Annotated in this window: 25 protein-coding genes; 22 read left to right on the top strand and 3 right to left on the bottom strand. The window is 58.4% G+C overall.

What is annotated here, in order from left to right; all coding sequences use genetic code 11:
- Positions 1 to 161: 161 nt before the first annotated feature.
- Positions 162 to 4,370: a DNA-directed RNA polymerase subunit beta' gene (gene rpoC / locus ACIK7D_RS08970; protein ID WP_080816633.1), complete on the top strand. Its 4,209-nt coding sequence runs from the start codon at positions 162 to 164 to the stop codon at positions 4,368 to 4,370.
- Between the two features lie 140 nt (positions 4,371 to 4,510).
- On the opposite strand, the gene ACIK7D_RS08965 is transcribed toward rpoC, so the two are convergent.
- The 3 genes from ACIK7D_RS08965 to ACIK7D_RS08955 all read right to left on the bottom strand — a co-directional run bounded on the left by ACIK7D_RS08965 (position 4,511) and on the right by ACIK7D_RS08955 (position 6,350).
- Complete coding sequence (locus ACIK7D_RS08965) at positions 4,511 to 5,596, bottom strand: helix-turn-helix transcriptional regulator (RefSeq protein ID WP_269313819.1); 1,086 nt, start codon at positions 5,594 to 5,596, stop codon at positions 4,511 to 4,513.
- Positions 5,597 to 5,694: 98 nt separating this feature from the next.
- Entirely contained in the window at positions 5,695 to 6,045 is a 351-nt protein-coding gene (locus ACIK7D_RS08960; protein WP_400156108.1) for a VOC family protein, read from the bottom strand.
- A gap of 11 nt (positions 6,046 to 6,056) precedes the next feature.
- Positions 6,057 to 6,350: a hypothetical protein gene (locus tag ACIK7D_RS08955; protein WP_003523731.1), complete on the bottom strand. Its 294-nt coding sequence runs from the start codon at positions 6,348 to 6,350 to the stop codon at positions 6,057 to 6,059.
- Positions 6,351 to 6,876: 526 nt separating this feature from the next.
- On the opposite strand from ACIK7D_RS08955, the gene rpsL reads away from it, so the two are divergent.
- The 21 genes from rpsL (at position 6,877) to rplF (ending at position 19,570) form a co-directional block, all read left to right on the top strand.
- Positions 6,877 to 7,248, top strand: coding sequence for a 30S ribosomal protein S12 (rpsL, locus tag ACIK7D_RS08950; protein ID WP_003507760.1), 372 nt, complete (start codon positions 6,877 to 6,879; stop codon positions 7,246 to 7,248).
- 78 nt (positions 7,249 to 7,326) lie between these two features.
- Positions 7,327 to 7,797 (top strand): 30S ribosomal protein S7, encoded by a 471-nt coding sequence (gene rpsG / locus ACIK7D_RS08945; RefSeq protein WP_003507761.1) that lies wholly within the window; start codon positions 7,327 to 7,329, stop codon positions 7,795 to 7,797.
- Between the two features lie 34 nt (positions 7,798 to 7,831).
- Positions 7,832 to 9,931 (top strand): elongation factor G, encoded by a 2,100-nt coding sequence (gene fusA / locus ACIK7D_RS08940; protein WP_003523732.1) that lies wholly within the window; start codon positions 7,832 to 7,834, stop codon positions 9,929 to 9,931.
- Between the two features lie 65 nt (positions 9,932 to 9,996).
- Positions 9,997 to 11,172 (top strand): elongation factor Tu, encoded by a 1,176-nt coding sequence (gene tuf / locus ACIK7D_RS08935; protein ID WP_003525183.1) that lies wholly within the window; start codon positions 9,997 to 9,999, stop codon positions 11,170 to 11,172.
- A 311-nt stretch (positions 11,173 to 11,483) separates the two neighbouring features.
- A complete protein-coding gene (gene rpsJ, locus ACIK7D_RS08930) occupies positions 11,484 to 11,792 on the top strand; it encodes a 30S ribosomal protein S10 (RefSeq protein WP_003507767.1) in 309 nt (102 codons plus the stop codon).
- Between the two features lie 204 nt (positions 11,793 to 11,996).
- The gene (rplC, locus tag ACIK7D_RS08925; protein ID WP_003507769.1) at positions 11,997 to 12,638 is read left to right on the top strand and encodes a 50S ribosomal protein L3; all 642 of its coding nucleotides are present in this window, start codon (positions 11,997 to 11,999) and stop codon (positions 12,636 to 12,638) included.
- 12 nt (positions 12,639 to 12,650) lie between these two features.
- Positions 12,651 to 13,271 carry a 50S ribosomal protein L4 gene (rplD, locus tag ACIK7D_RS08920; RefSeq protein ID WP_003495173.1) on the top strand — a complete coding sequence of 207 codons (621 nt, stop codon included), beginning with the start codon at positions 12,651 to 12,653 and terminating at the stop codon, positions 13,269 to 13,271.
- Positions 13,268 to 13,561, top strand: coding sequence for a 50S ribosomal protein L23 (locus tag ACIK7D_RS08915; protein ID WP_003521003.1), 294 nt, complete (start codon positions 13,268 to 13,270; stop codon positions 13,559 to 13,561). Before rplD ends, ACIK7D_RS08915 begins: the two co-directional genes overlap by 4 nt.
- A gap of 43 nt (positions 13,562 to 13,604) precedes the next feature.
- Entirely contained in the window at positions 13,605 to 14,441 is an 837-nt protein-coding gene (gene rplB, locus ACIK7D_RS08910) for a 50S ribosomal protein L2 (protein ID WP_003521004.1), read from the top strand.
- Positions 14,442 to 14,456: 15 nt separating this feature from the next.
- Positions 14,457 to 14,735, top strand: a complete 279-nt coding sequence (rpsS, locus tag ACIK7D_RS08905) for a 30S ribosomal protein S19 (protein WP_003507772.1) — start codon at positions 14,457 to 14,459, stop codon at positions 14,733 to 14,735.
- Between the two features lie 2 nt (positions 14,736 to 14,737).
- Positions 14,738 to 15,127: a 50S ribosomal protein L22 gene (gene rplV, locus ACIK7D_RS08900; RefSeq protein ID WP_003521005.1), complete on the top strand. Its 390-nt coding sequence runs from the start codon at positions 14,738 to 14,740 to the stop codon at positions 15,125 to 15,127.
- Complete coding sequence (rpsC, locus tag ACIK7D_RS08895; RefSeq protein ID WP_004442600.1) at positions 15,127 to 15,858, top strand: 30S ribosomal protein S3; 732 nt, start codon at positions 15,127 to 15,129, stop codon at positions 15,856 to 15,858. The genes rplV and rpsC overlap by 1 nt, the downstream gene beginning before the upstream one ends.
- A gap of 38 nt (positions 15,859 to 15,896) precedes the next feature.
- Positions 15,897 to 16,310 (top strand): 50S ribosomal protein L16, encoded by a 414-nt coding sequence (rplP, locus tag ACIK7D_RS08890; protein WP_003495190.1) that lies wholly within the window; start codon positions 15,897 to 15,899, stop codon positions 16,308 to 16,310.
- Between the two features lie 12 nt (positions 16,311 to 16,322).
- Entirely contained in the window at positions 16,323 to 16,523 is a 201-nt protein-coding gene (gene rpmC / locus ACIK7D_RS08885; protein ID WP_003495193.1) for a 50S ribosomal protein L29, read from the top strand.
- A gap of 11 nt (positions 16,524 to 16,534) precedes the next feature.
- Positions 16,535 to 16,771: a 30S ribosomal protein S17 gene (gene rpsQ / locus ACIK7D_RS08880; protein WP_003495195.1), complete on the top strand. Its 237-nt coding sequence runs from the start codon at positions 16,535 to 16,537 to the stop codon at positions 16,769 to 16,771.
- Between the two features lie 234 nt (positions 16,772 to 17,005).
- On the top strand, positions 17,006 to 17,374 hold the full coding sequence (gene rplN, locus ACIK7D_RS08875; protein ID WP_003495199.1) for a 50S ribosomal protein L14: 369 nt from the start codon (positions 17,006 to 17,008) through the stop codon (positions 17,372 to 17,374).
- Between the two features lie 13 nt (positions 17,375 to 17,387).
- Positions 17,388 to 17,696, top strand: coding sequence for a 50S ribosomal protein L24 (rplX, locus tag ACIK7D_RS08870; RefSeq protein WP_003521006.1), 309 nt, complete (start codon positions 17,388 to 17,390; stop codon positions 17,694 to 17,696).
- Positions 17,689 to 18,243 carry a 50S ribosomal protein L5 gene (rplE, locus tag ACIK7D_RS08865; RefSeq protein ID WP_003495201.1) on the top strand — a complete coding sequence of 185 codons (555 nt, stop codon included), beginning with the start codon at positions 17,689 to 17,691 and terminating at the stop codon, positions 18,241 to 18,243. The genes rplX and rplE overlap by 8 nt, the downstream gene beginning before the upstream one ends.
- 33 nt (positions 18,244 to 18,276) lie before the next feature.
- On the top strand, positions 18,277 to 18,582 hold the full coding sequence (gene rpsN / locus ACIK7D_RS08860; protein WP_003507785.1) for a 30S ribosomal protein S14: 306 nt from the start codon (positions 18,277 to 18,279) through the stop codon (positions 18,580 to 18,582).
- A gap of 12 nt (positions 18,583 to 18,594) precedes the next feature.
- Entirely contained in the window at positions 18,595 to 18,993 is a 399-nt protein-coding gene (gene rpsH, locus ACIK7D_RS08855; protein WP_003521007.1) for a 30S ribosomal protein S8, read from the top strand.
- A gap of 43 nt (positions 18,994 to 19,036) precedes the next feature.
- Positions 19,037 to 19,570: a 50S ribosomal protein L6 gene (rplF, locus tag ACIK7D_RS08850; RefSeq protein WP_003495204.1), complete on the top strand. Its 534-nt coding sequence runs from the start codon at positions 19,037 to 19,039 to the stop codon at positions 19,568 to 19,570.
- The last annotated feature ends 2 nt before the right edge of the window (positions 19,571 to 19,572 follow it).

The following is a 19,572-nucleotide window of genomic DNA, read 5'->3' as shown; positions in this document are numbered from 1 at the left end:
GCCTTCCGGGCGCCTGCCGGTTTCCCGTCAGCGCGGCTGGCGGGGGACACTTTCGCCGCATTGTGCGGTTAATCCGTATTTAAAGCTCTGGACGGCGACCCGGGAAGAAACCGGTCCGGATGCAAACAGGGGCAGCAGCTAGCCTCTCAAGGAGACAAGGCATGAACCAAGAGGTCATGAATCTTTTCAATCCTCAGGTGCCTGCGCAGCATTTCGATTCCATCCGGATTTCGATTGCTTCGCCGGAAAAAATCCTGTCGTGGTCCTACGGCGAGATCAAGAAGCCGGAAACCATCAACTACCGTACGTTCAAGCCGGAACGCGACGGCCTTTTCTGCGCGCGTATCTTCGGACCGATCAAGGACTATGAGTGCCTGTGCGGCAAGTACAAGCGCATGAAGTACAAGGGCATCATCTGCGAAAAGTGCGGCGTCGAAGTCACGCTGTCGCGCGTTCGCCGTGAGCGCATGGGCCATATCGAGCTCGCAGCGCCGGTTGCCCACATCTGGTTCCTGAAGTCGCTTCCCTCGCGTATCTCGACCCTGCTCGACATGACGCTGAAGGATGTCGAACGCGTTCTTTATTTCGAGAACTACATCGTCACCGAGCCTGGCCTCACTTCGCTGAAGCAGAACCAGCTTCTGTCCGAAGAAGAGTACATGATCGCCGTTGACGAGTTCGGCGAAGACCAGTTCACCGCCATGATCGGCGCTGAAGCCATCTACGAGATGCTGGCTTCGATGAACCTCGAAAAGATCGCCGGCGACCTGCGTGCCGAACTTGCTGAGACCACGTCTGATCTCAAGCAGAAGAAGCTGATGAAGCGCCTGAAGATCGTCGAGAACTTCATGGAGTCGGGTAACCGTCCTGAATGGATGATCATGAAGGTCGTTCCGGTCATTCCGCCGGACCTGCGTCCGCTGGTTCCGCTGGATGGCGGCCGTTTCGCGACGTCCGATCTCAACGATCTCTATCGCCGCGTCATCAACCGTAACAACCGTCTGAAGCGCCTGATCGAGCTTCGCGCACCTGGCATCATCATCCGCAACGAAAAGCGTATGTTGCAGGAATCCGTCGATGCGCTGTTCGACAACGGCCGTCGCGGTCGCGTCATCACCGGTGCCAACAAGCGTCCGCTGAAGTCGCTCTCCGACATGCTCAAGGGCAAGCAGGGCCGCTTCCGCCAGAACCTTCTCGGCAAGCGCGTCGACTATTCCGGTCGTTCGGTCATCGTGACCGGTCCGGAACTGAAGCTGCACCAGTGCGGTCTGCCGAAGAAGATGGCGCTCGAACTGTTCAAGCCGTTCATCTACGCCCGCCTCGACGCCAAGGGTTACTCCTCGACCGTCAAGCAGGCCAAGAAGCTGGTTGAAAAGGAAAAGCCTGAGGTCTGGGATATCCTCGACGAGGTCATCCGCGAGCATCCGGTTCTTCTGAACCGCGCACCGACGCTGCACCGTCTGGGTATCCAGGCTTTCGAACCCATGCTGGTCGAAGGCAAGGCCATTCAGCTGCACCCGCTCGTCTGCACGGCCTTCAACGCTGACTTCGACGGTGACCAGATGGCTGTCCACGTGCCGCTTTCGCTGGAAGCCCAGCTGGAAGCACGCGTGCTGATGATGTCGACCAACAACATCCTGCATCCGGCGAACGGTCATCCGATCATCGTTCCGTCGCAGGACATGGTTCTCGGCCTCTATTACCTGTCGATCATGAACCAGAACGAGCCGGGCGAAGGCATGGCCTTCTCGGATATCGGTGAGCTGCATCACGCGCTTGAAAACAAGGTCGTGACGCTGCATGCCAAGATCCGCGGCCGCTTCAAGACCGTGGATGCCGACGGCAAGCCGGTTTCGAAAATCCATGAAACGACCCCTGGCCGTATGCTGATTGGCGAACTTCTGCCGAAGAACGTCAACGTGCCTTTCGACGTCTGCAACCAGGAAATGACCAAGAAGAACATCTCCAAGATGATCGACACGGTCTACCGTCATTGCGGCCAGAAAGACACGGTCATCTTCTGCGACCGCATCATGCAGCTCGGCTTTGCCCACGCCTGCCGCGCCGGCATTTCGTTCGGCAAGGACGACATGGTCATTCCGGACAGCAAGGTGAAGATCGTCGGCGACACCGAAGCTCTCGTGAAGGAATACGAACAGCAGTATAATGATGGTCTCATCACCCAGGGCGAAAAGTACAACAAGGTTGTCGACGCCTGGGGCAAGGCAACCGAAAAGGTCGCCGAAGAAATGATGGCACGCATCAAGGCTGTCGAGTTCGATCCGGAAACGGGCCGCCAGAAGCCGATGAACTCCATCTACATGATGTCCCACTCGGGTGCTCGTGGTTCTCCGAACCAGATGCGTCAGCTGGGCGGCATGCGCGGCCTGATGGCGAAGCCGTCGGGTGAAATCATCGAGACGCCGATCATCTCGAACTTCAAGGAAGGCCTGACCGTTAACGAGTACTTCAACTCGACCCACGGTGCCCGTAAGGGTCTTGCAGACACCGCCCTGAAGACGGCGAACTCGGGTTACCTGACCCGTCGTCTCGTCGACGTCGCGCAGGATTGCATCGTCAACTCCAGGGATTGCGGCACCGACAAGGGCCTCACCATGACCGCCATCGTCGATGCCGGTCAGGTCGTTGCCTCGCTCGGCGCGCGTATCCTCGGCCGTACGGCTCTGGATGACATCGACAATCCGGTCACCGGCGAGAACATCGTCAAGGCTGGAACGCTGATCGACGAAGCCGACGTTGCGACCATCGAAAAGGCTGGCATCCAGTCCGTCCGCATCCGCTCGGCGCTTACCTGCGAAGTGCAGATCGGCGTCTGCGGCGTCTGCTACGGTCGCGACCTTGCACGCGGTACGCCTGTCAACATGGGCGAAGCCGTCGGCGTCATCGCCGCACAGTCTATCGGTGAACCGGGCACGCAGCTCACCATGCGTACGTTCCACCTTGGCGGTACGGCAAACGTGGTCGACCAGTCGTTCCTCGAAGCCTCGTATGAAGGCACGATCCAGATCAAGAACCGCAACATCCTGCGGAACTCCGAAGGCGTTCTCATCGCCATGGGCCGTAACATGTCCGTTACGATCCTCGATGAGCGTGGCGCGGAACGTTCCACGCAGCGTGTGGCCTACGGTTCGAAGATCTTCGTGGACGATGGCGACAAGGTTAAGCGCGGTCAGCGTCTTGCAGAGTGGGACCCCTACACCCGTCCGATGATGACGGAAGTGGAAGGTACCGTTCACTTCGAAGACCTCGTCGATGGTCTCTCCGTTCTGGAAGCGACCGACGAATCCACCGGCATCACCAAGCGTCAGGTCATTGACTGGCGTTCGACGCCGCGCGGTTCGGACCTCAAGCCTGCTATCGTCATCAAGGACGCTTCCGGTGCGGTTGCGAAGCTTGCCCGTGGTGGCGAAGCCCGCTTCCAGCTGTCGGTCGACGCCATCCTGTCGGTCGAGCCGGGTGCGAAGGTCTCCCAGGGTGACGTGCTTGCACGTTCGCCGCTGGAAAGCGCCAAGACGAAGGACATCACCGGCGGTCTGCCGCGCGTTGCCGAACTGTTCGAAGCCCGTCGTCCGAAGGACCACGCCATCATCGCTGAGATCGATGGTACGATCCGTCTCGGCCGCGACTACAAGAACAAGCGTCGCGTGATGATCGAGCCTGCGGAAGACGGCGTCGAGCCGGTCGAATACCTGATCCCGAAGGGCAAGCCCTTCCATCTTCAGGAAGGCGACTATATCGAAAAGGGTGAATACATCCTCGACGGTAACCCGGCACCGCACGACATTCTGGCGATCAAGGGCGTGGAGGCTCTGGCTTCCTACCTCGTGAACGAAATCCAGGAAGTCTACCGTCTGCAGGGCGTTGTGATCAACGACAAGCACATCGAAGTGATCGTTCGCCAGATGCTGCAGAAGGTCGAGATCACCGATGCTGGTGACAGCCAGTATATCGTCGGCGACAATGTCGACCGTATCGAGCTGGACGACATGAATGACCGTCTGATCGAAGAGGGCAAGAAGCCGGCTTACGGCGATCCTGTCTTGCTCGGCATCACCAAGGCTTCGCTGCAGACGCCGTCCTTCATCTCGGCCGCATCCTTCCAGGAAACCACCAAGGTTCTCACGGAAGCTGCGATCGCCGGCAAGACGGACACGCTGCAGGGCCTCAAGGAAAACGTCATCGTCGGCCGTCTCATCCCGGCCGGTACTGGCGGCACCATGACGCAGATCCGCCGCATCGCCACGTCGCGCGACGACCTCATTCTCGAGGAACGCCGCAAGGGCACCGGTGCAGGTTCTGCGAACCAGATGCTGCAGGACATGACGGACCAGGCTCCGGCCGCCGAATAAGGCGGGAAGGGCAGGGGCTTTGCGAAGCCCCGCCAAAGTTCAGAACAAAACGCCCGGAGCAATCCGGGCGTTTTTGTTTGTGCGGAATAGGGGCTGTCGCTTTTGCGGTCGGCCGGTGTCTCCAGCCACGTGCGGCGGGGTCAGCCCTGTTCGCGGATGTTATAACGGGTCAGGACGGAGAGCCGGCGAACGAGATCGGTCTGGCCGGTGCTGCCGGTCTTCGCATAGATCGACTTGGCGTTGCTGCGCACCGTTTCGTGGGAAATCTGCAACTGCTTCGCCACGGCGGGAAGCGAAAGCCCCTTCATGATTTCCAGCGCCACACGGGCCTCGCCTCTGGTGAGGTCGTAAAGCCCCTTCAGCAGTGAGGTCGCGTCGGCGACGGTGCCCATGGGTTGCGATATCAGCACGATGGCGCAGCCTTTCGGGGACAGATCCAGTGCGTTCCTGCGCAACGGTATGACGTGCAGGATGCAGGAGCGATCTTCGCCGGTCGGCAGCGGGAACGAGCCGATATTATGCCCGGCAAGCGCCTTATAGAGCAGCCGGTTCACTCTTTCGTCGGAGATCACGAGCCTGTCGTGGGCGCGGGTGGAAATACATTTCCTGAGGGAGAGAAACATGTCGTTTGCCGAAAGCACACGGCCGCTCGCCTGAAGCACCGCCGCCGGCGCCCCGATGGCGTTCAGTCCAAGCGTCATGGCATCGGCTTTCTGCCGCTGCAAGCGGGTTGCCAGCGTGAGGCTGCGGGCAATATGCGGCCTCAGCCGGCCCAGCGCCGCCATGGTTTCCGGCCCGATGACGCCGCTATCGAGCTTGCGTTCGAAAAGCACTGTCATTGCCGGATGGTCGGGCGGGGCAACCTGGGTGGCCGCGCCATATCCCAGGCCGCGCGGCATGAGGAAATCGCGCACGATCGGCAGTCCCGCCCATTCATCATGGGTAAAAACATCGAAATCCTGCACGAAGGAAAATTGCCCCTCACGGATTGCGCGGGTCAGGCGGTCGTTTCGGCGGTTCCAGCCGCCATCCATGAAGGCCTGCATCAGCTCCTGGAAATTGGGCGTGTAAAGCCAGGCTTCTTCTTCACCCTTGCCCCAGGTAAGGGCGCCACCCCAGAAATCCAGCCGGTGGCCGATGGCGGCTATGACCTGTGCCCAACGATCGGGGAAAAGCGCTGCCTCATAAATGTCATCGATAATGTCTGCCGACAATATAGTATTCAACCCGTCACTGGAATCTTGTGTCGGGCGTATTTAAACATCATATTCCGGTATTGTTCAACGTATAATCAAATAATACTATTGTATTCAAAGTATATAATCTATGAGTGACTTAATATATTGACCAATTTGCCAAAGGGATCGCGCAGAAACAGCCGGCGCACGCCCCAGGCCTCGGTAACCGGGCCATAGTCGATCGGCAAGCCCGCTTTCAGGATTCTTTCGTGGACCTCTTCGAAATTATCGACCTCGATGGAAAGGTCCGGCACTGCCGCGCCGGAGCCGCCTTCGCTTGCGAAGCTGACCTGCGCCCTGGCTTCGAGCGGACTGGCATAGGTCAGTATCCAGCCGTGGTCCATGGCGACGTTCATGCCGAGAATATCGCCATAGAACGCCTGAACCCGAGCGGGGTCGGGCGTTGCGATGTTGGCGACGACACGTCTTACCGCCACGGACCTGCGCCTCAGGCGAAGCGGATGATGGCGACTTCGCCTTCGAGCGCGCCCTGATAGGCGGAGGCGTGCGGCTCTTCATCGGGGATCTCGGTCAGCATGCCGATCTGGTCGAGATCGGCTTCGATGAAACCTTCCTCGGAAAGGGCATTCAGCGTTTCGCGCACGGCGGTATCGTCGTCCGGTGCCCGCAGGATGACGTGGATGTCGATGCCCTCGGAATTGTCGGTCTCATAGGCCTTGCCGATGACGATGAAGACCATCGGCTCGTCGCGTCCGTTGTCGTTGTCGGGGAGGGTGCTCATGACGCGGTTCCTTGATCTGTCGTTGCTGTGATGCGGGCCGAGGGAATCGGTCCCGCCCATGGCGAAGCCGCTCCGGCCCGCCATGGGGAATCAATAGACGGATTTTATGAAAAGCCAAAGCGCGGAGGTCAAAATCGCTGCCTTCCGTGCCGACTTATGTTAAAGCGGGTTGGAAATGGCCCGGACGTGGGCTTTGCGGCCATGGGTGGCGGCGCAAAATGTGGATTCACCCTTGACGAAAGCTGGCTAAAACAGTAGTACGCCCGCCATCGGAGCCTCTGTGGGTGCTGGCCGTTCGGTAACCTTTTTCCCGAACATCATCTCAAACGGGTCTCCATTGCACGTAGAAGACACGAATGTTGCACGCAAGACGCCTCATCCGGTGTCCTCTGCTCTTGGTGGTCCATCCGTGAAAACGGATCGGGCCACGTTTTGCGCATGAGGATATATGCGTGCATCGTCGCCGGCAACGGCATAGCCGCCACCCGTGAGGGTGGCTAAAGTAGTTTTTGCAAGGGATGGTTATATGCCTACCGTAAACCAGCTGATCCGCAAGCCTCGCCAGGCACAGGTAAAGCGCAACAAGGTTCCTGCTCTTCAGGAAAACCCGCAGAAGCGTGGTGTTTGCACCCGCGTTTACACGACGACCCCGAAGAAGCCGAACTCGGCTCTGCGTAAGGTTGCCAAGATCCGCCTCACCAACGGCTTCGAAGTCATCGGCTACATTCCGGGCGAAGGTCACAACCTTCAGGAACACTCCGTGGTCATGATCCGCGGCGGCCGCGTAAAGGACTTGCCGGGCGTGCGTTACCACATCATCCGCGGTGTTCTCGATACCCAGGGCGTCAAGAACCGCAAGCAGCGCCGCTCCAAGTACGGTGCGAAGCGTCCGAAGTAATTCGGGTTTCAACAAATTCCGGCGCTGCGCGAGGTTCTCCGCGTGGTTTAGCGTCAATAACATTGAGAGACAAAGAATATGTCCCGTCGCCATAGTGCAGAAAAGCGTGAGATCAACCCGGACCCGAAGTTCGGCGATCTGGTCGTCACCAAGTTCATGAACGCCATCATGCTTCACGGCAAGAAGTCGGTCGCAGAAAGCATCGTTTACGGCGCGTTCGACGTCGTTCAGGGCAAGACGAAGCAGGAGCCGCTCGGCGTGTTCCACTCCGCCCTCGACAACGTTGCTCCGCACGTTGAAGTGCGTTCGCGCCGCGTTGGTGGTGCCACGTATCAGGTTCCCGTCGACGTTCGTCCCGAGCGCCGTCAGGCCCTCGCTATCCGCTGGCTGATCACGGCTGCCCGCAAGCGCAACGAAACGACCATGGTCGATCGCCTTTCCGGCGAACTCATGGACGCTGCGAACAACCGCGGTTCCGCTGTCAAGAAGCGCGAAGACACGCACAAGATGGCCGACGCCAACCGCGCATTCTCGCATTACCGCTGGTAATCTTAACCGGTCGCATATCGAAAGGCAGTCCATTATGGCTCGCGAATATAAAATCGAAGACTACCGCAATTTCGGTATCATGGCGCATATCGACGCCGGCAAGACGACGACCACCGAGCGTATCCTTTATTACACCGGTAAGTCGCACAAGATCGGCGAAGTTCACGATGGCGCTGCCACGATGGACTGGATGGAGCAGGAGCAGGAGCGTGGTATCACCATCACCTCCGCTGCCACCACGACCTTCTGGAAGGGTCGCGACGGCAAGATGCGCCGCTTCAACATCATCGACACCCCCGGCCACGTCGACTTCACCATTGAAGTCGAGCGTTCGCTGCGCGTTCTCGACGGCGCCATCGCGCTGCTCGATGCCAACGCCGGTGTTGAGCCGCAGACGGAAACCGTCTGGCGTCAGGCCGAGAAGTATCATGTTCCGCGCATGATCTTCTGCAACAAGATGGACAAGACCGGTGCTGACTTCTACCGCTCGGTAGAAATGATCAAGACCCGTCTCGGCGCCATCGCCGTTGTCATGCAGCTGCCGATCGGCGCTGAGACCGAGTTCAAGGGCGTTATCGACCTGATCGAGATGAACGCACTCATCTGGCGCGACGAATCGCTCGGCGCTCAGTGGGACGTCGTCGAAATCCCGGAAGACATGAAGGCCAAGGCTGACGAATATCGCGAAAAGCTGATCGAGACCGTTGTCGAGATCGACGAAGAAGCGATGGAAGACTACCTGAACGGCATCATGCCCGACAACGACAAGATCCGTGCGCTCGTTCGCCGCGGCACCATCGACGTGAAGTTCCACCCGATGTTCTGCGGTACCGCGTTCAAGAACAAGGGCGTTCAGCCGCTTCTCGACGCAGTTGTCGACTACCTGCCTTCTCCGCTGGACATTCCAGCGATCAAGGGTATCGACTTCAAGACCGAAGCCGAAATCGAGCGTCATGCCGACGACAGCGAGCCGCTTTCCATGCTCGCGTTCAAGATCATGAACGACCCCTTCGTCGGTTCGCTGACCTTCGCACGCATCTACTCGGGCAAGCTCGAAAAGGGTACGTCCGTCATCAACACGGTCAAGGACAAGCGCGAGCGCGTCGGCCGTATGCTGCAGATGCACTCCAACAGCCGTGAAGACATCGAAGAAGCCTTTGCCGGCGACATCGTTGCTCTGGCTGGCCTCAAGGAAACCACGACTGGCGATACGCTCTGCGATCCGCTGAAGCCGGTTATCCTCGAGCGCATGGAATTCCCCGAGCCGGTCATCCAGATCGCGATCGAGCCGAAGACCAAGGGCGACCAGGAAAAGATGGGCCTCGCGCTCAACCGTCTGGCTGCTGAAGATCCTTCGTTCCGCGTCAAGACCGACGAAGAGTCCGGTCAGACGATCATCGCGGGCATGGGCGAACTTCACCTCGACATTCTCGTTGACCGTATGCGTCGCGAGTTCAAGGTTGAAGCAACCGTCGGCGCTCCGCAGGTTGCCTACCGCGAAACCATCACGCGTCAGCACGAAGAAGACTACACGCACAAGAAGCAGTCCGGTGGTACCGGTCAGTTCGCGCGCGTCAAGATCATCTTCGAACCGAACCCCGAAGGCGAAGACTTCAAGTTCGAGTCCAAGATCGTCGGCGGTGCTGTTCCGAAGGAATACATCCCGGGCGTTCAGAAGGGTATCGAAAGCGTTCTGTCTTCCGGTCCGCTCGCTGGCTTCCCGATGCTCGGCGTCAAGGCGACGCTGGTCGACGGTGCATTCCACGATGTTGACTCGTCGGTTCTCGCCTTCGAAATCGCATCGCGTGCCTGCTTCCGTGAAGCAGCGAAGAAGGCTGGCGCACAGCTTCTCGAGCCGATGATGAAGGTCGAAGTCGTAACGCCGGAAGACTATGTCGGTGACGTTATCGGCGACCTGAACTCCCGTCGTGGTCAGATCCAGGGCCAGGAAAGCCGTGGTATCGCCGTCGTCATCAACGCGCATGTTCCGCTCGCGAACATGTTCAAGTACGTCGACAACCTGCGCTCCATGAGCCAAGGCCGTGCACAGTACTCGATGACGTTCGACCACTATTCGCCGGTTCCGTCGAACGTGGCGCAGGAAATCCAGGCTAAGTACTCCGGTCAGAAGTGATCGGGGTACGCCCCACCGAATTTTGAAGATTATTCCCGTCAAGGGACAAGAATGGAGAGCCACTAATGGCAAAGAGCAAGTTTGAGCGCAATAAGCCGCACGTCAACATTGGCACGATCGGTCACGTTGACCATGGCAAGACGTCGCTGACGGCAGCGATCACGAAGTTCTTCGGCGAATTCAAGGCGTATGACCAGATCGACGCCGCGCCTGAAGAAAAGGCCCGTGGTATCACGATTTCGACGGCACACGTCGAATACGAAACGCCTGCCCGTCACTACGCGCACGTCGACTGCCCCGGCCACGCCGACTACGTGAAGAACATGATCACCGGTGCTGCCCAGATGGACGGCGCGATCCTGGTTTGCTCGGCTGCCGACGGCCCGATGCCGCAGACCCGCGAGCACATCCTGCTTGCCCGTCAGGTTGGCGTTCCGGCGATCGTCGTGTTCCTCAACAAGGTCGACCAGGTTGACGACGCCGAGCTTCTCGAGCTCGTCGAGCTTGAAGTTCGCGAACTTCTGTCGTCCTACGACTTCCCGGGCGACGATATCCCGATCATCAAGGGTTCGGCTCTTGCCGCTCTTGAAGATTCCGACAAGAAGATCGGTGAAGACGCGATCCGCGAGCTGATGGCTGCGGTTGACGCCTACATCCCGACGCCTGAGCGTCCGATCGACCAGCCGTTCCTGATGCCGATCGAAGACGTGTTCTCGATCTCGGGCCGTGGTACGGTTGTGACGGGTCGCGTTGAGCGCGGTATCGTCAAGGTTGGCGAAGAAGTCGAAATCGTCGGCATCCGTCCGACCTCGAAGACGACTGTTACCGGCGTTGAAATGTTCCGCAAGCTGCTCGACCAGGGCCAGGCCGGCGACAACATCGGTGCTCTCGTTCGCGGTGTTAACCGTGACGGCGTCGAGCGTGGTCAGATCCTGTGCAAGCCGGGTTCGGTCAAGCCGCACAAGAAGTTCAAGGCTGAAGCCTACATCCTGACGAAGGAAGAAGGCGGCCGTCATACGCCGTTCTTTACGAACTACCGTCCGCAGTTCTACTTCCGCACGACGGACGTAACGGGCATCGTTACGCTTCCGGAAGGCACGGAAATGGTTATGCCTGGCGACAACGTCACCGTTGACGTCGAGCTGATCGTTCCGATCGCGATGGAAGAAAAGCTGCGCTTCGCTATCCGCGAAGGCGGCCGTACCGTCGGCGCAGGCATCGTTGCCTCGATCGTCGAGTAATTTCGACCTTTGAAATTCTGACTGGCGGCGGTGTGAACAACACCGCCGCCGGACTTTTGGTAAAAAGCCTGGCGGCGTTGCATTTTTAGTGCTTGAAAAATTCGGTGAAAGCGCGTAAACGCGCACTCACACTCACCGCTGGATTCGCAAGCGATTGCGAAACGCGGTGTTTTAGCAATACAGACAACTGAAATGATTGGGATGCGACAGCGCATTTCTCTCGATTTTTGAAAATCTGCGGCGCCACGATCAATAGAAGTTCATGTGTTTCCGCGTGCGGAAACGAATAACAAAGAACAAGGACAAGACGAATGAACGGCCAGAATATCCGTATCCGCCTCAAGGCGTTCGATCACCGGATCCTCGATGCCTCTACCCGTGAAATCGTGTCGACCGCAAAGCGCACCGGCGCCAGCGTTCGCGGCCCGGTTCCGCTCCCCACTCGCATCGAAAAGTTTACCGTCAACCGCTCTCCTCACGTTGACAAGAAGAGCCGTGAACAGTTCGAAATGCGGACGCACAAGCGTCTTCTCGATATCGTTGACCCCACCCCGCAGACTGTCGATGCTCTGATGAAGCTCGACCTCGCTGCTGGCGTTGACGTGGAAATCAAGCTCTGAGACCCGGCCTGATCCATTAAAGGTGAGGGCTGAAGTAACAAGGCCGGACCTCACTTTTGGGTGAGGGCCAATAACAAGGAAGGTACGTGGAGTAATCCAACGACTTCCAAACCGGAGACCGGAAACATCGTGAGATGTCGAAGGGCACTCCTTAACAAAGGCCAGAGAGGGTTTTCCCTTCAAGGCTCGCAAGAGGATGAACCAATGCGTTCAGGTGTGATTGCACAGAAAGTGGGTATGACACGCGTCTATAACGACGCAGGTGAACATATCCCCGTAACAGTATTGCGACTGGATAACGTACAAGTCGTTGCCCAGCGCACGGAAGACAAGAATGGCTACACCGCAGTTCAGCTCGGTGCCGGCCAGTCCAAGGTCAAGAACACGACGAAGGCGCTTCGCGGTCATTTTGCCGCTGCCAATGTCGAACCGAAAGCCAAGCTCGTCGAGTTCCGGGTTTCCCCCGAGAACCTGATCGACATCGGTGCAACACTGACCGCAAATCATTTTCAGTCCGGCCAGCTGGTCGACGTCACTGGAACCACGATCGGTAAAGGTTTTGCCGGTGCTATGAAGCGACACAACTTCGGTGGTGGCCGCGCTTCGCACGGTAACTCCGTATCGCACCGTGCACATGGTTCGACCGGTAACAACCAGGATCCGGGCCGCGTCTGGAAGGGCAAGCGCATGGCTGGTCATATGGGCCAGACGCGCGTTACGACCCAGAACCTCGAAGTCGTTTCGACCGATGAAGACCGTGGCCTCATCCTCGTGAAGGGTGCAGTTCCCGGCTCGAAGGGTTCCTGGATCATCGTCCGCGACGCCGTCAAGTCGGCTGCGAAGTAAGGGAGCCTTATCATGGAATTGAACGTCAAGACCCTCGAGGGAAAAGACGCCGGCAAGGTTTCTCTGTCGGATGAGATCTTCGGCCTCGACCCCCGCCAGGACATCCTGGCCCGCATGGTTCGCTGGCAGCTTGCAAAGAAGCAGCAGGGAACCCACAAGTCCAAGAACCGGTCGGAAGTTTCCCGCACCGGCGCGAAGATGTACAAGCAGAAGGGTACGGGCCGCGCTCGTCACCATTCGGCTCGCGCACCGCAGTTCCGCGGCGGCGGCAAGGCCCACGGCCCGGTCGTTCGCAGCCATGCACACGATCTTCCGAAGAAGGTTCGTGCGCTCGCTCTGCGTCACGCCCTGTCTGCAAAGCTGAAGGCTGAAGAACTGATCATCGTCGATCAGCTCGTCGCGTCCGAAGCAAAGACCAAGGCTCTGCTGGGCAGCTTCGCTTCGCTTGGCCTGACCAACGCTCTCGTTATCGGCGGCGCCGAACTTGATGGCAACTTCAAGCTCGCTGCTCAGAACATCCCGAACGTGGACGTTCTGCCGGTTCAGGGCATCAATGTTTACGACATCCTGCGCCGTGGCAAGCTGGTGCTTTCCAAGGCTGCTGTAGAGGCTCTGGAGGAGCGGTTCAAATGACGGATCTTCGCCACTACGATGTGATCGTATCTCCTTCGATCACGGAAAAGTCGACGCTGGTATCCGAACAGAACCAGGTCGTATTCAACGTCGCCAAGAATGCTTCCAAGCCTGAAATCAAGGCTGCCGTGGAAGCTCTCTTCGGCGTCAAAGTCACGGCTGTGAACACGCTTATCCGCAAGGGTAAGACCCGTCGTTTCCGTGGATTCGCCGGTAAGCTGAAGGACGTCAAGAAAGCCGTCGTCACGCTCGCCGAAGGTCAATCCATCGACGTGTCCACCGGACTCTAAAGGTTAGGCCCAAGCGGGCAAAGACCCAAAAGGGAACAAGAAAATGGCATTGAAAAGTTTCAATCCGACCACGCCGAGCCAGCGCCAGCTGGTTATCGTGGACCGCGCTTCGCTCTACAAGGGCAAGCCGGTAAAGGCTCTCACCCAGGGCCTCAGCTCCAAGGGTGGCCGTAACAACCAGGGCCGGATCACCGTCCGTTTCCAGGGTGGCGGTCACAAGCGGACCTACCGTCTGGTTGACTTCAAGCGTCGCAAGTTCGACGTAGAAGGCACCGTTGAGCGTCTGGAATACGACCCCAACCGCACCGCGTTCATCGCGCTGGTTACGTATACCGACGGCGAACAGGCTTACATTCTCGCGCCACAGCGTCTCGCTGCCGGTGACAAGGTGATCGCCTCCGACAAGGCAGTGGACGTGAAGCCCGGCAACACCATGCCGCTTCAGTACATTCCGGTCGGTTCGATCATCCATAACGTCGAGATGAAGCCGGGCAAGGGCGGTCAGATCGCTCGCTCCGCCGGTACGTATGTCCAGCTCGTCGGCCGCGATGCCGGCATGGCCATCCTGCGTCTCAACTCGGGCGAACAGCGTCTAGTGCACGGCTCCTGCCTCGCATCGATCGGTGCTGTTTCGAACTCGGACCACGCCAACATCAACGACGGCAAGGCCGGTCGTTCCCGTTGGCGCGGCAAGCGTCCGCACGTTCGCGGCGTCGTCATGAACCCGGTCGACCACCCGCACGGTGGTGGTGAAGGTCGCACGTCGGGTGGTCGCCACCCGGTTACTCCGTGGGGCAAGCCCACGAAGGGCAAGCGCACCCGTTCGAACAAGTCGACCGACAAGTTCATCATGCGCTCGCGCCATCAGCGTAAGAAGTAAGAGAGGTAGTCACTAATGGCTCGTTCAGTATGGAAAGGTCCGTTTGTTGACGGCTATCTTCTCACCAAGGCTGAGAAGGTGCGCGAGAGCGGACGTAACGAAGTAATCAAGATCTGGAGCCGTCGCTCCACGATCCTGCCGCAGTTCGTTGGTCTGACCTTCGGCGTCTACAACGGCAGCAAGCATGTGCCCGTCTCCGTCAACGAAGACATGGTCGGACACAAGTTCGGTGAATTCTCTCCGACCCGTACCTATTACGGTCACGGCGCGGACAAGAAGGCAAAGAGGAAGTAATCATGGCGAAGGCTAAGACCGAACGCCGGCTGAAGGACAACGAGGCTCAGGCCGTTGCCCGTACGCTCCGCGTCAGCCCCCAGAAACTGAACCTGGTTGCCGCTCTTATCCGTGGCAAGAAGGTTGATCGCGCTCTCGCCGAGCTCGAATTCTCCCGCAAGCGCATTGCAGGCACCGTCAAGAAGACGCTCGAATCTGCAATTGCCAATGCGGAAAACAACCACGACCTCGACGTCGACGCTCTCGTCGTCGCCGAGGCCTATGTTGGCAAGTCCATCACCATGAAGCGTTTCCACGCTCGTGGCCGTGGTCGTGCTTCCCGCATCGAAAAGCCGTTCGCTCACCTCACGATCGTTGTTCGTGAAGTTGAGGAAAAAGGGGAGGCCGCATAATGGGTCAGAAAATCAATCCGATCGGCTTCCGCCTCGGCATCAACCGTACCTGGGATAGCCGCTGGTACGCTGACACCGCAGAATACGGCAAGCTGCTGCATGAAGACCTGAAGATCCGGGCTTACCTGATCAAGGAACTTAAGCAGGCCGGTATCGCCAAGGTCGTCATCGAGCGTCCGCACAAGAAGTGCCGCGTCACGATCCACTCGGCTCGTCCGGGTCTGATCATCGGCAAGAAGGGTGCGGACATCGAGAAGCTTCGCAAGAAGCTTTCCGAGATGACCAACTCCGAAACGCACCTCAACATCGTTGAAGTGCGCAAGCCGGAAATCGACGCGACGCTGGTTGCCCAGTCGATCGCTCAGCAGCTCGAGCGCCGCGTGGCTTTCCGCCGTGCGATGAAGCGTGCTGTTCAGTCCGCAATGCGTCTTGGCGCCGAAGGCATCAAGATCACCTGCGGCGGCCGTCTTGGCGGTGCTGAAATCGCTCGTACCGAATGGTACCGCGAAGGTCGCGTTCCGCTGCACACGCTGCGTGCGGACATCGACTACGGCACGGCTGAAGCTGAAACCGCATTCGGCATTTGCGGCATCAAGGTCTGGATCTTCAAGGGCGAAATCCTTGAGCACGATCCGATGGCTTCTGAGCGTCGCGGTCTCGAAGGCGACGCACAGGGCCCTGCAAGCCGTGAGCGTGGCGATCGTGGCGATCGTCGTCGCGAAAACGCTTGATTGACGCTGGCGAAAGATAAGCTCGGAGAAGTAAGAAAATGTTGCAGCCAAAGCGTACTAAGTACCGTAAGCAGTTCAAGGGACGCATCAAGGGCGTCGCCAAGGGCGGCTTTGACCTGGCATTCGGTGAATTCGGCTTGAAGTCGCAGGAACCGAACCGCGTGAATGCACGCGAGATCGAAGCGGCCCGCCGCGCGATCACGCGTTACATGAAGCGCGCAGGTCGCGTGTGGATCCGCGTATTCCCCGACGTTCCGGTCACGGCCAAGCCGACCGAAGTTCGTATGGGTAAGGGCAAGGGTTCGGTCGATTACTGGGCATGCAAGGTCAAGCCCGGTCGTATGATGTTCGAGATCGACGGTGTGTCCGAGGAGATCGCCCGTGAGGCGCTTCGTCTCGGCGCTGCCAAGCTCTCGGTCAAGACGCGCTTCGTACAGCGCATCGCAGAGTAAGGAGCAAGGCACATGAAAGCCGATGAAGTTCGCGGCCTCAGCGCCGACCAGCTCAAGGACAAGCTCGCCGATCTGAAGAAGGAGCAGTTCAACCTGCGCTTCCAGAAGGCAACTGGTCAGCTGGAGAAGTCCTCGCGCATCAACGAAGTCCGCAAGGATATCGCCCGCGTTAAAACCATTGCCCGCCAGAAGGCGGCAGAAGCCAAGGCCTAAGGAAGAATAATATGCCGAAACGCATTCTGCAGGGCGTCGTTGTGTCCGACAAGAACGAGAAGACTGTCGTAGTTCGCGTTGAGCGTCGATTCGCTCACCCGCTGCTTCAGAAGACCGTTCGTCGTTCGAAGAAGTACAAGGCACACGACGAAAACAATCAGTATAAGGTCGGCGATGTCGTTTCCATCGAGGAATGCGCACCGATCTCCAAGGACAAGCGCTGGACGGTCGTTTCCGCCCAGGCTTAATTTCATCAGAATCGCGCCTTGTGTCTTGCACTTGGCGCGAATTCCTGTATGAAGCAGCGCAAGGACGCTCGTGACCCGAGCGTCTTTTGCTTTGATGCGCACGGAAGGTCCTTCGGGAAACCACCCTGTCACGACATTTCCGCGCAAAAAAAGAGATATTCATAAGCTGGGGCAGGGGGCTCGCTCGGGAGAGTTTGCCCAACCGTTCCGGTAACAACAAGAAGGCGACCTGACATGATTCAGATGCAAACAAACCTCGACGTTGCGGATAATTCCGGCGCACGTCGTGTCATGTGCATCAAGGTGCTGGGCGGCTCGAAGCGCAAATATGCTTCTGTTGGCGACATTATTGTCGTTTCCATCAAGGAAGCTATTCCGCGCGGCCGCGTCAAGAAGGGCGACGTGATGAAGGCGGTTGTCGTGCGCACCGCCAAGGACATCCGCCGCGCTGACGGCAGCGTCATCCGTTTCGATAACAACGCAGCCGTTCTTATCGACAACAAGAAAGAGCCCATCGGCACCCGTATCTTCGGACCGGTTCCGCGCGAACTTCGCGCCAAGAACCACATGAAGATCATCTCGCTGGCTCCGGAAGTACTGTAAGGAGCGACAAGCGATGCAGAAGATTCGTAAAGGCGACAAGGTTGTCGTATTGACCGGTAAGGACAAGGGCCGTACCGGCGAAGTAATCCAGGTTTTGCCGAAGGAAGATCGGGCCGTTGTGCGTGGCGTTAACATGGTGAAGCGTCACCAGCGCCAGACCCAGGCCCAGGAAGCCGGCATCATCAACAAGGAAGCATCCTTGCACATCTCCAACATCGCCATCGTCGACAAGGATGGCAAGCCGACCCGCGTTGGCTTCTCTGTTGTGGATGGCAAGAAGGTCCGCGTGGCCAAGCGTTCGGGAGAAGTGATCGATGGCTGATAAGTACGAGCCGCGTCTCAAGACGGAATACGTTTCCCGTATCCGTGGCGCCATGCAGGAGAAGTTCTCCTACGCAAACGTCATGATGATCCCGAAGCTTGAAAAGATCGTGATCAACATGGGTGTTGGCGAAGCAACTGCCGACTCCAAGAAGCCCACGATTGCTGCCGGTGACCTGGCTGCGATTGCCGGCCAGAAGCCGGTCGTTACCCGCGCTCGCAACTCGATCGCTGGTTTCAAGGTTCGCGAAGGCATGCCGATCGGTGCGAAGGTTACCCTTCGTGGCGCCCGCATGTACGAATTCCTTGATCGTCTGGTCAACATCGCGCTGCCGCGCGTTCGCGACTTCCGGGGCCTGAACCCGAAGAGCTTTGACGGCCGTGGCAACTTCGCCATGGGCATCAAGGAACACATTGTGTTCCCTGAGATCAACTACGATAAGGTTGATCAGATGTGGGGCATGGACATCATCGTTTGCACGACGGCGACGTCGGACGACGAAGCTCGGGCTCTGCTTACAGAGTTCAACTTCCCGTTCCGTCACTAACCGTAACGACGAGCGTAGAAAAGGAACTCCGATATGGCGAAAACAAGCGCAGTTGAAAAGAACAAGCGCCGCCGCAAGTCGGTCGCCCAGCAGGCCGCCAAGCGCGCTGCTCTCAAGGCGATCGTTATGAACCAGTCCCTTCCGATCGAAGACCGGTTCAAGGCCACTCTGAAGCTCGCTTCGCTGCCGCGTGACGGCTCGAAGACGCGTATCCGCAACCGCTGCGAAGTAACGGGCCGTCCGCGCGCGTTCTATCGCAAGCTCAAGATGTCGCGTATCGCGCTTCGTGAGCTGGGCAATTCCGGCAAGGTGCCGGGCATTGTCAAGTCGAGCTGGTAAGGAGACGGGCACATGACCATGACTGATCCTTTGGGTGATATGCTCACCCGCATCCGCAATGGTGCTGCTCGCCGCAAGTCTTCGGTAAGCACGCCGGCTTCCAGCCTCCGCGCACGCGTTCTCGACGTGCTGCAGGCTGAAGGCTACATTCGCGGTTATTCCAAGGTCGATTTCGAAAACGGCAAGTCCGAATTCACGATCGAGCTGAAGTACTACGAAGGCGCGTCCGTGATCCGTGAGATCGGCCGCGTTTCGAAGCCGGGCCGCCGGGTTTATGTCTCGGTAAAGTCCATTCCGCAGGTCGCGAACGGCCTCGGCATCACCATCCTTTCGACCCCGAAGGGCGTGATGGCCGATCACCAGGCTCGCGAACAGAACGTTGGTGGCGAGGTTCTTTGCTCGGTCTTCTAAGACCCGAGCAAGGATCTCCATAACGAACAGACAGGATTGAATAATGTCTCGTATCGGTAAAAAGCCCGTTCCGGTTCCAGCAGGTGTGACGGCCAATGTCGACGGCCAGAAGGTTACTGCTAAGGGCCCGAAGGGTGAACTGTTTTTCGTCGCTAACGACGACATTCAGCTGAAGCTCGAAGATAACGGCGTTTCCGTAACGCCGGCTAACGGCACCAAGGAAGCTCGTTCGAAGTGGGGCATGTCCCGCACGATGATCGAGAACATCTTCAAGGGTGTTAAGGACGGCTATGAGCGCAAGCTCGAAATCAACGGCGTCGGTTACCGTGCCGCCATGCAGGGCAAGAACCTGCAGCTGGCTCTCGGCTTTTCCCACGACGTTGTTTACGAGCCGCCGGTCGGCATCACCATTGCCGTTCCGAAGCCGACGGAAATCATCGTTTCCGGCATCAACAAGCAGCAGGTTGGCCAGGTAGCCGCGGAAATCCGCGAATACCGCGGTCCCGAGCCCTACAAGGGCAAGGGCGTGAAGTACGCTGAAGAGCGTATTGTCCGCAAAGAAGGCAAGAAGAAGTAAGG

Origin of the sequence: Agrobacterium sp. P15N1-A (assembly GCF_044626815.1) — a bacterium.
In the GTDB taxonomy this organism is placed as follows: Bacteria; Pseudomonadota; Alphaproteobacteria; order Rhizobiales; family Rhizobiaceae; genus Agrobacterium; species Agrobacterium leguminum.
Note: the sequence above shows the minus strand (reverse complement) of the source record. Positions and strands in the feature narration are given on the sequence as shown.

Coding starts and splice junctions, on each gene's coding strand:
- rpoC (WP_080816633.1), top strand. CDS start 162: ATGAACCAAGAGGTCATGAATCTTTTCAATCCTCAGGTGCCTGCGCAG.
- ACIK7D_RS08955 (WP_003523731.1), bottom strand. CDS start 6,350: ATGAGCACCCTCCCCGACAACGACAACGGACGCGACGAGCCGATGGTC.
- rpsL (WP_003507760.1), top strand. CDS start 6,877: ATGCCTACCGTAAACCAGCTGATCCGCAAGCCTCGCCAGGCACAGGTA.
- rpsG (WP_003507761.1), top strand. CDS start 7,327: ATGTCCCGTCGCCATAGTGCAGAAAAGCGTGAGATCAACCCGGACCCG.
- fusA (WP_003523732.1), top strand. CDS start 7,832: ATGGCTCGCGAATATAAAATCGAAGACTACCGCAATTTCGGTATCATG.
- tuf (WP_003525183.1), top strand. CDS start 9,997: ATGGCAAAGAGCAAGTTTGAGCGCAATAAGCCGCACGTCAACATTGGC.
- rpsJ (WP_003507767.1), top strand. CDS start 11,484: ATGAACGGCCAGAATATCCGTATCCGCCTCAAGGCGTTCGATCACCGG.
- rplC (WP_003507769.1), top strand. CDS start 11,997: ATGCGTTCAGGTGTGATTGCACAGAAAGTGGGTATGACACGCGTCTAT.
- rplD (WP_003495173.1), top strand. CDS start 12,651: ATGGAATTGAACGTCAAGACCCTCGAGGGAAAAGACGCCGGCAAGGTT.
- ACIK7D_RS08915 (WP_003521003.1), top strand. CDS start 13,268: ATGACGGATCTTCGCCACTACGATGTGATCGTATCTCCTTCGATCACG.
- rplB (WP_003521004.1), top strand. CDS start 13,605: ATGGCATTGAAAAGTTTCAATCCGACCACGCCGAGCCAGCGCCAGCTG.
- rpsS (WP_003507772.1), top strand. CDS start 14,457: ATGGCTCGTTCAGTATGGAAAGGTCCGTTTGTTGACGGCTATCTTCTC.
- rplV (WP_003521005.1), top strand. CDS start 14,738: ATGGCGAAGGCTAAGACCGAACGCCGGCTGAAGGACAACGAGGCTCAG.
- rpsC (WP_004442600.1), top strand. CDS start 15,127: ATGGGTCAGAAAATCAATCCGATCGGCTTCCGCCTCGGCATCAACCGT.
- rplP (WP_003495190.1), top strand. CDS start 15,897: ATGTTGCAGCCAAAGCGTACTAAGTACCGTAAGCAGTTCAAGGGACGC.
- rpmC (WP_003495193.1), top strand. CDS start 16,323: ATGAAAGCCGATGAAGTTCGCGGCCTCAGCGCCGACCAGCTCAAGGAC.
- rpsQ (WP_003495195.1), top strand. CDS start 16,535: ATGCCGAAACGCATTCTGCAGGGCGTCGTTGTGTCCGACAAGAACGAG.
- rplN (WP_003495199.1), top strand. CDS start 17,006: ATGATTCAGATGCAAACAAACCTCGACGTTGCGGATAATTCCGGCGCA.
- rplX (WP_003521006.1), top strand. CDS start 17,388: ATGCAGAAGATTCGTAAAGGCGACAAGGTTGTCGTATTGACCGGTAAG.
- rplE (WP_003495201.1), top strand. CDS start 17,689: ATGGCTGATAAGTACGAGCCGCGTCTCAAGACGGAATACGTTTCCCGT.
- rpsN (WP_003507785.1), top strand. CDS start 18,277: ATGGCGAAAACAAGCGCAGTTGAAAAGAACAAGCGCCGCCGCAAGTCG.
- rpsH (WP_003521007.1), top strand. CDS start 18,595: ATGACCATGACTGATCCTTTGGGTGATATGCTCACCCGCATCCGCAAT.
- rplF (WP_003495204.1), top strand. CDS start 19,037: ATGTCTCGTATCGGTAAAAAGCCCGTTCCGGTTCCAGCAGGTGTGACG.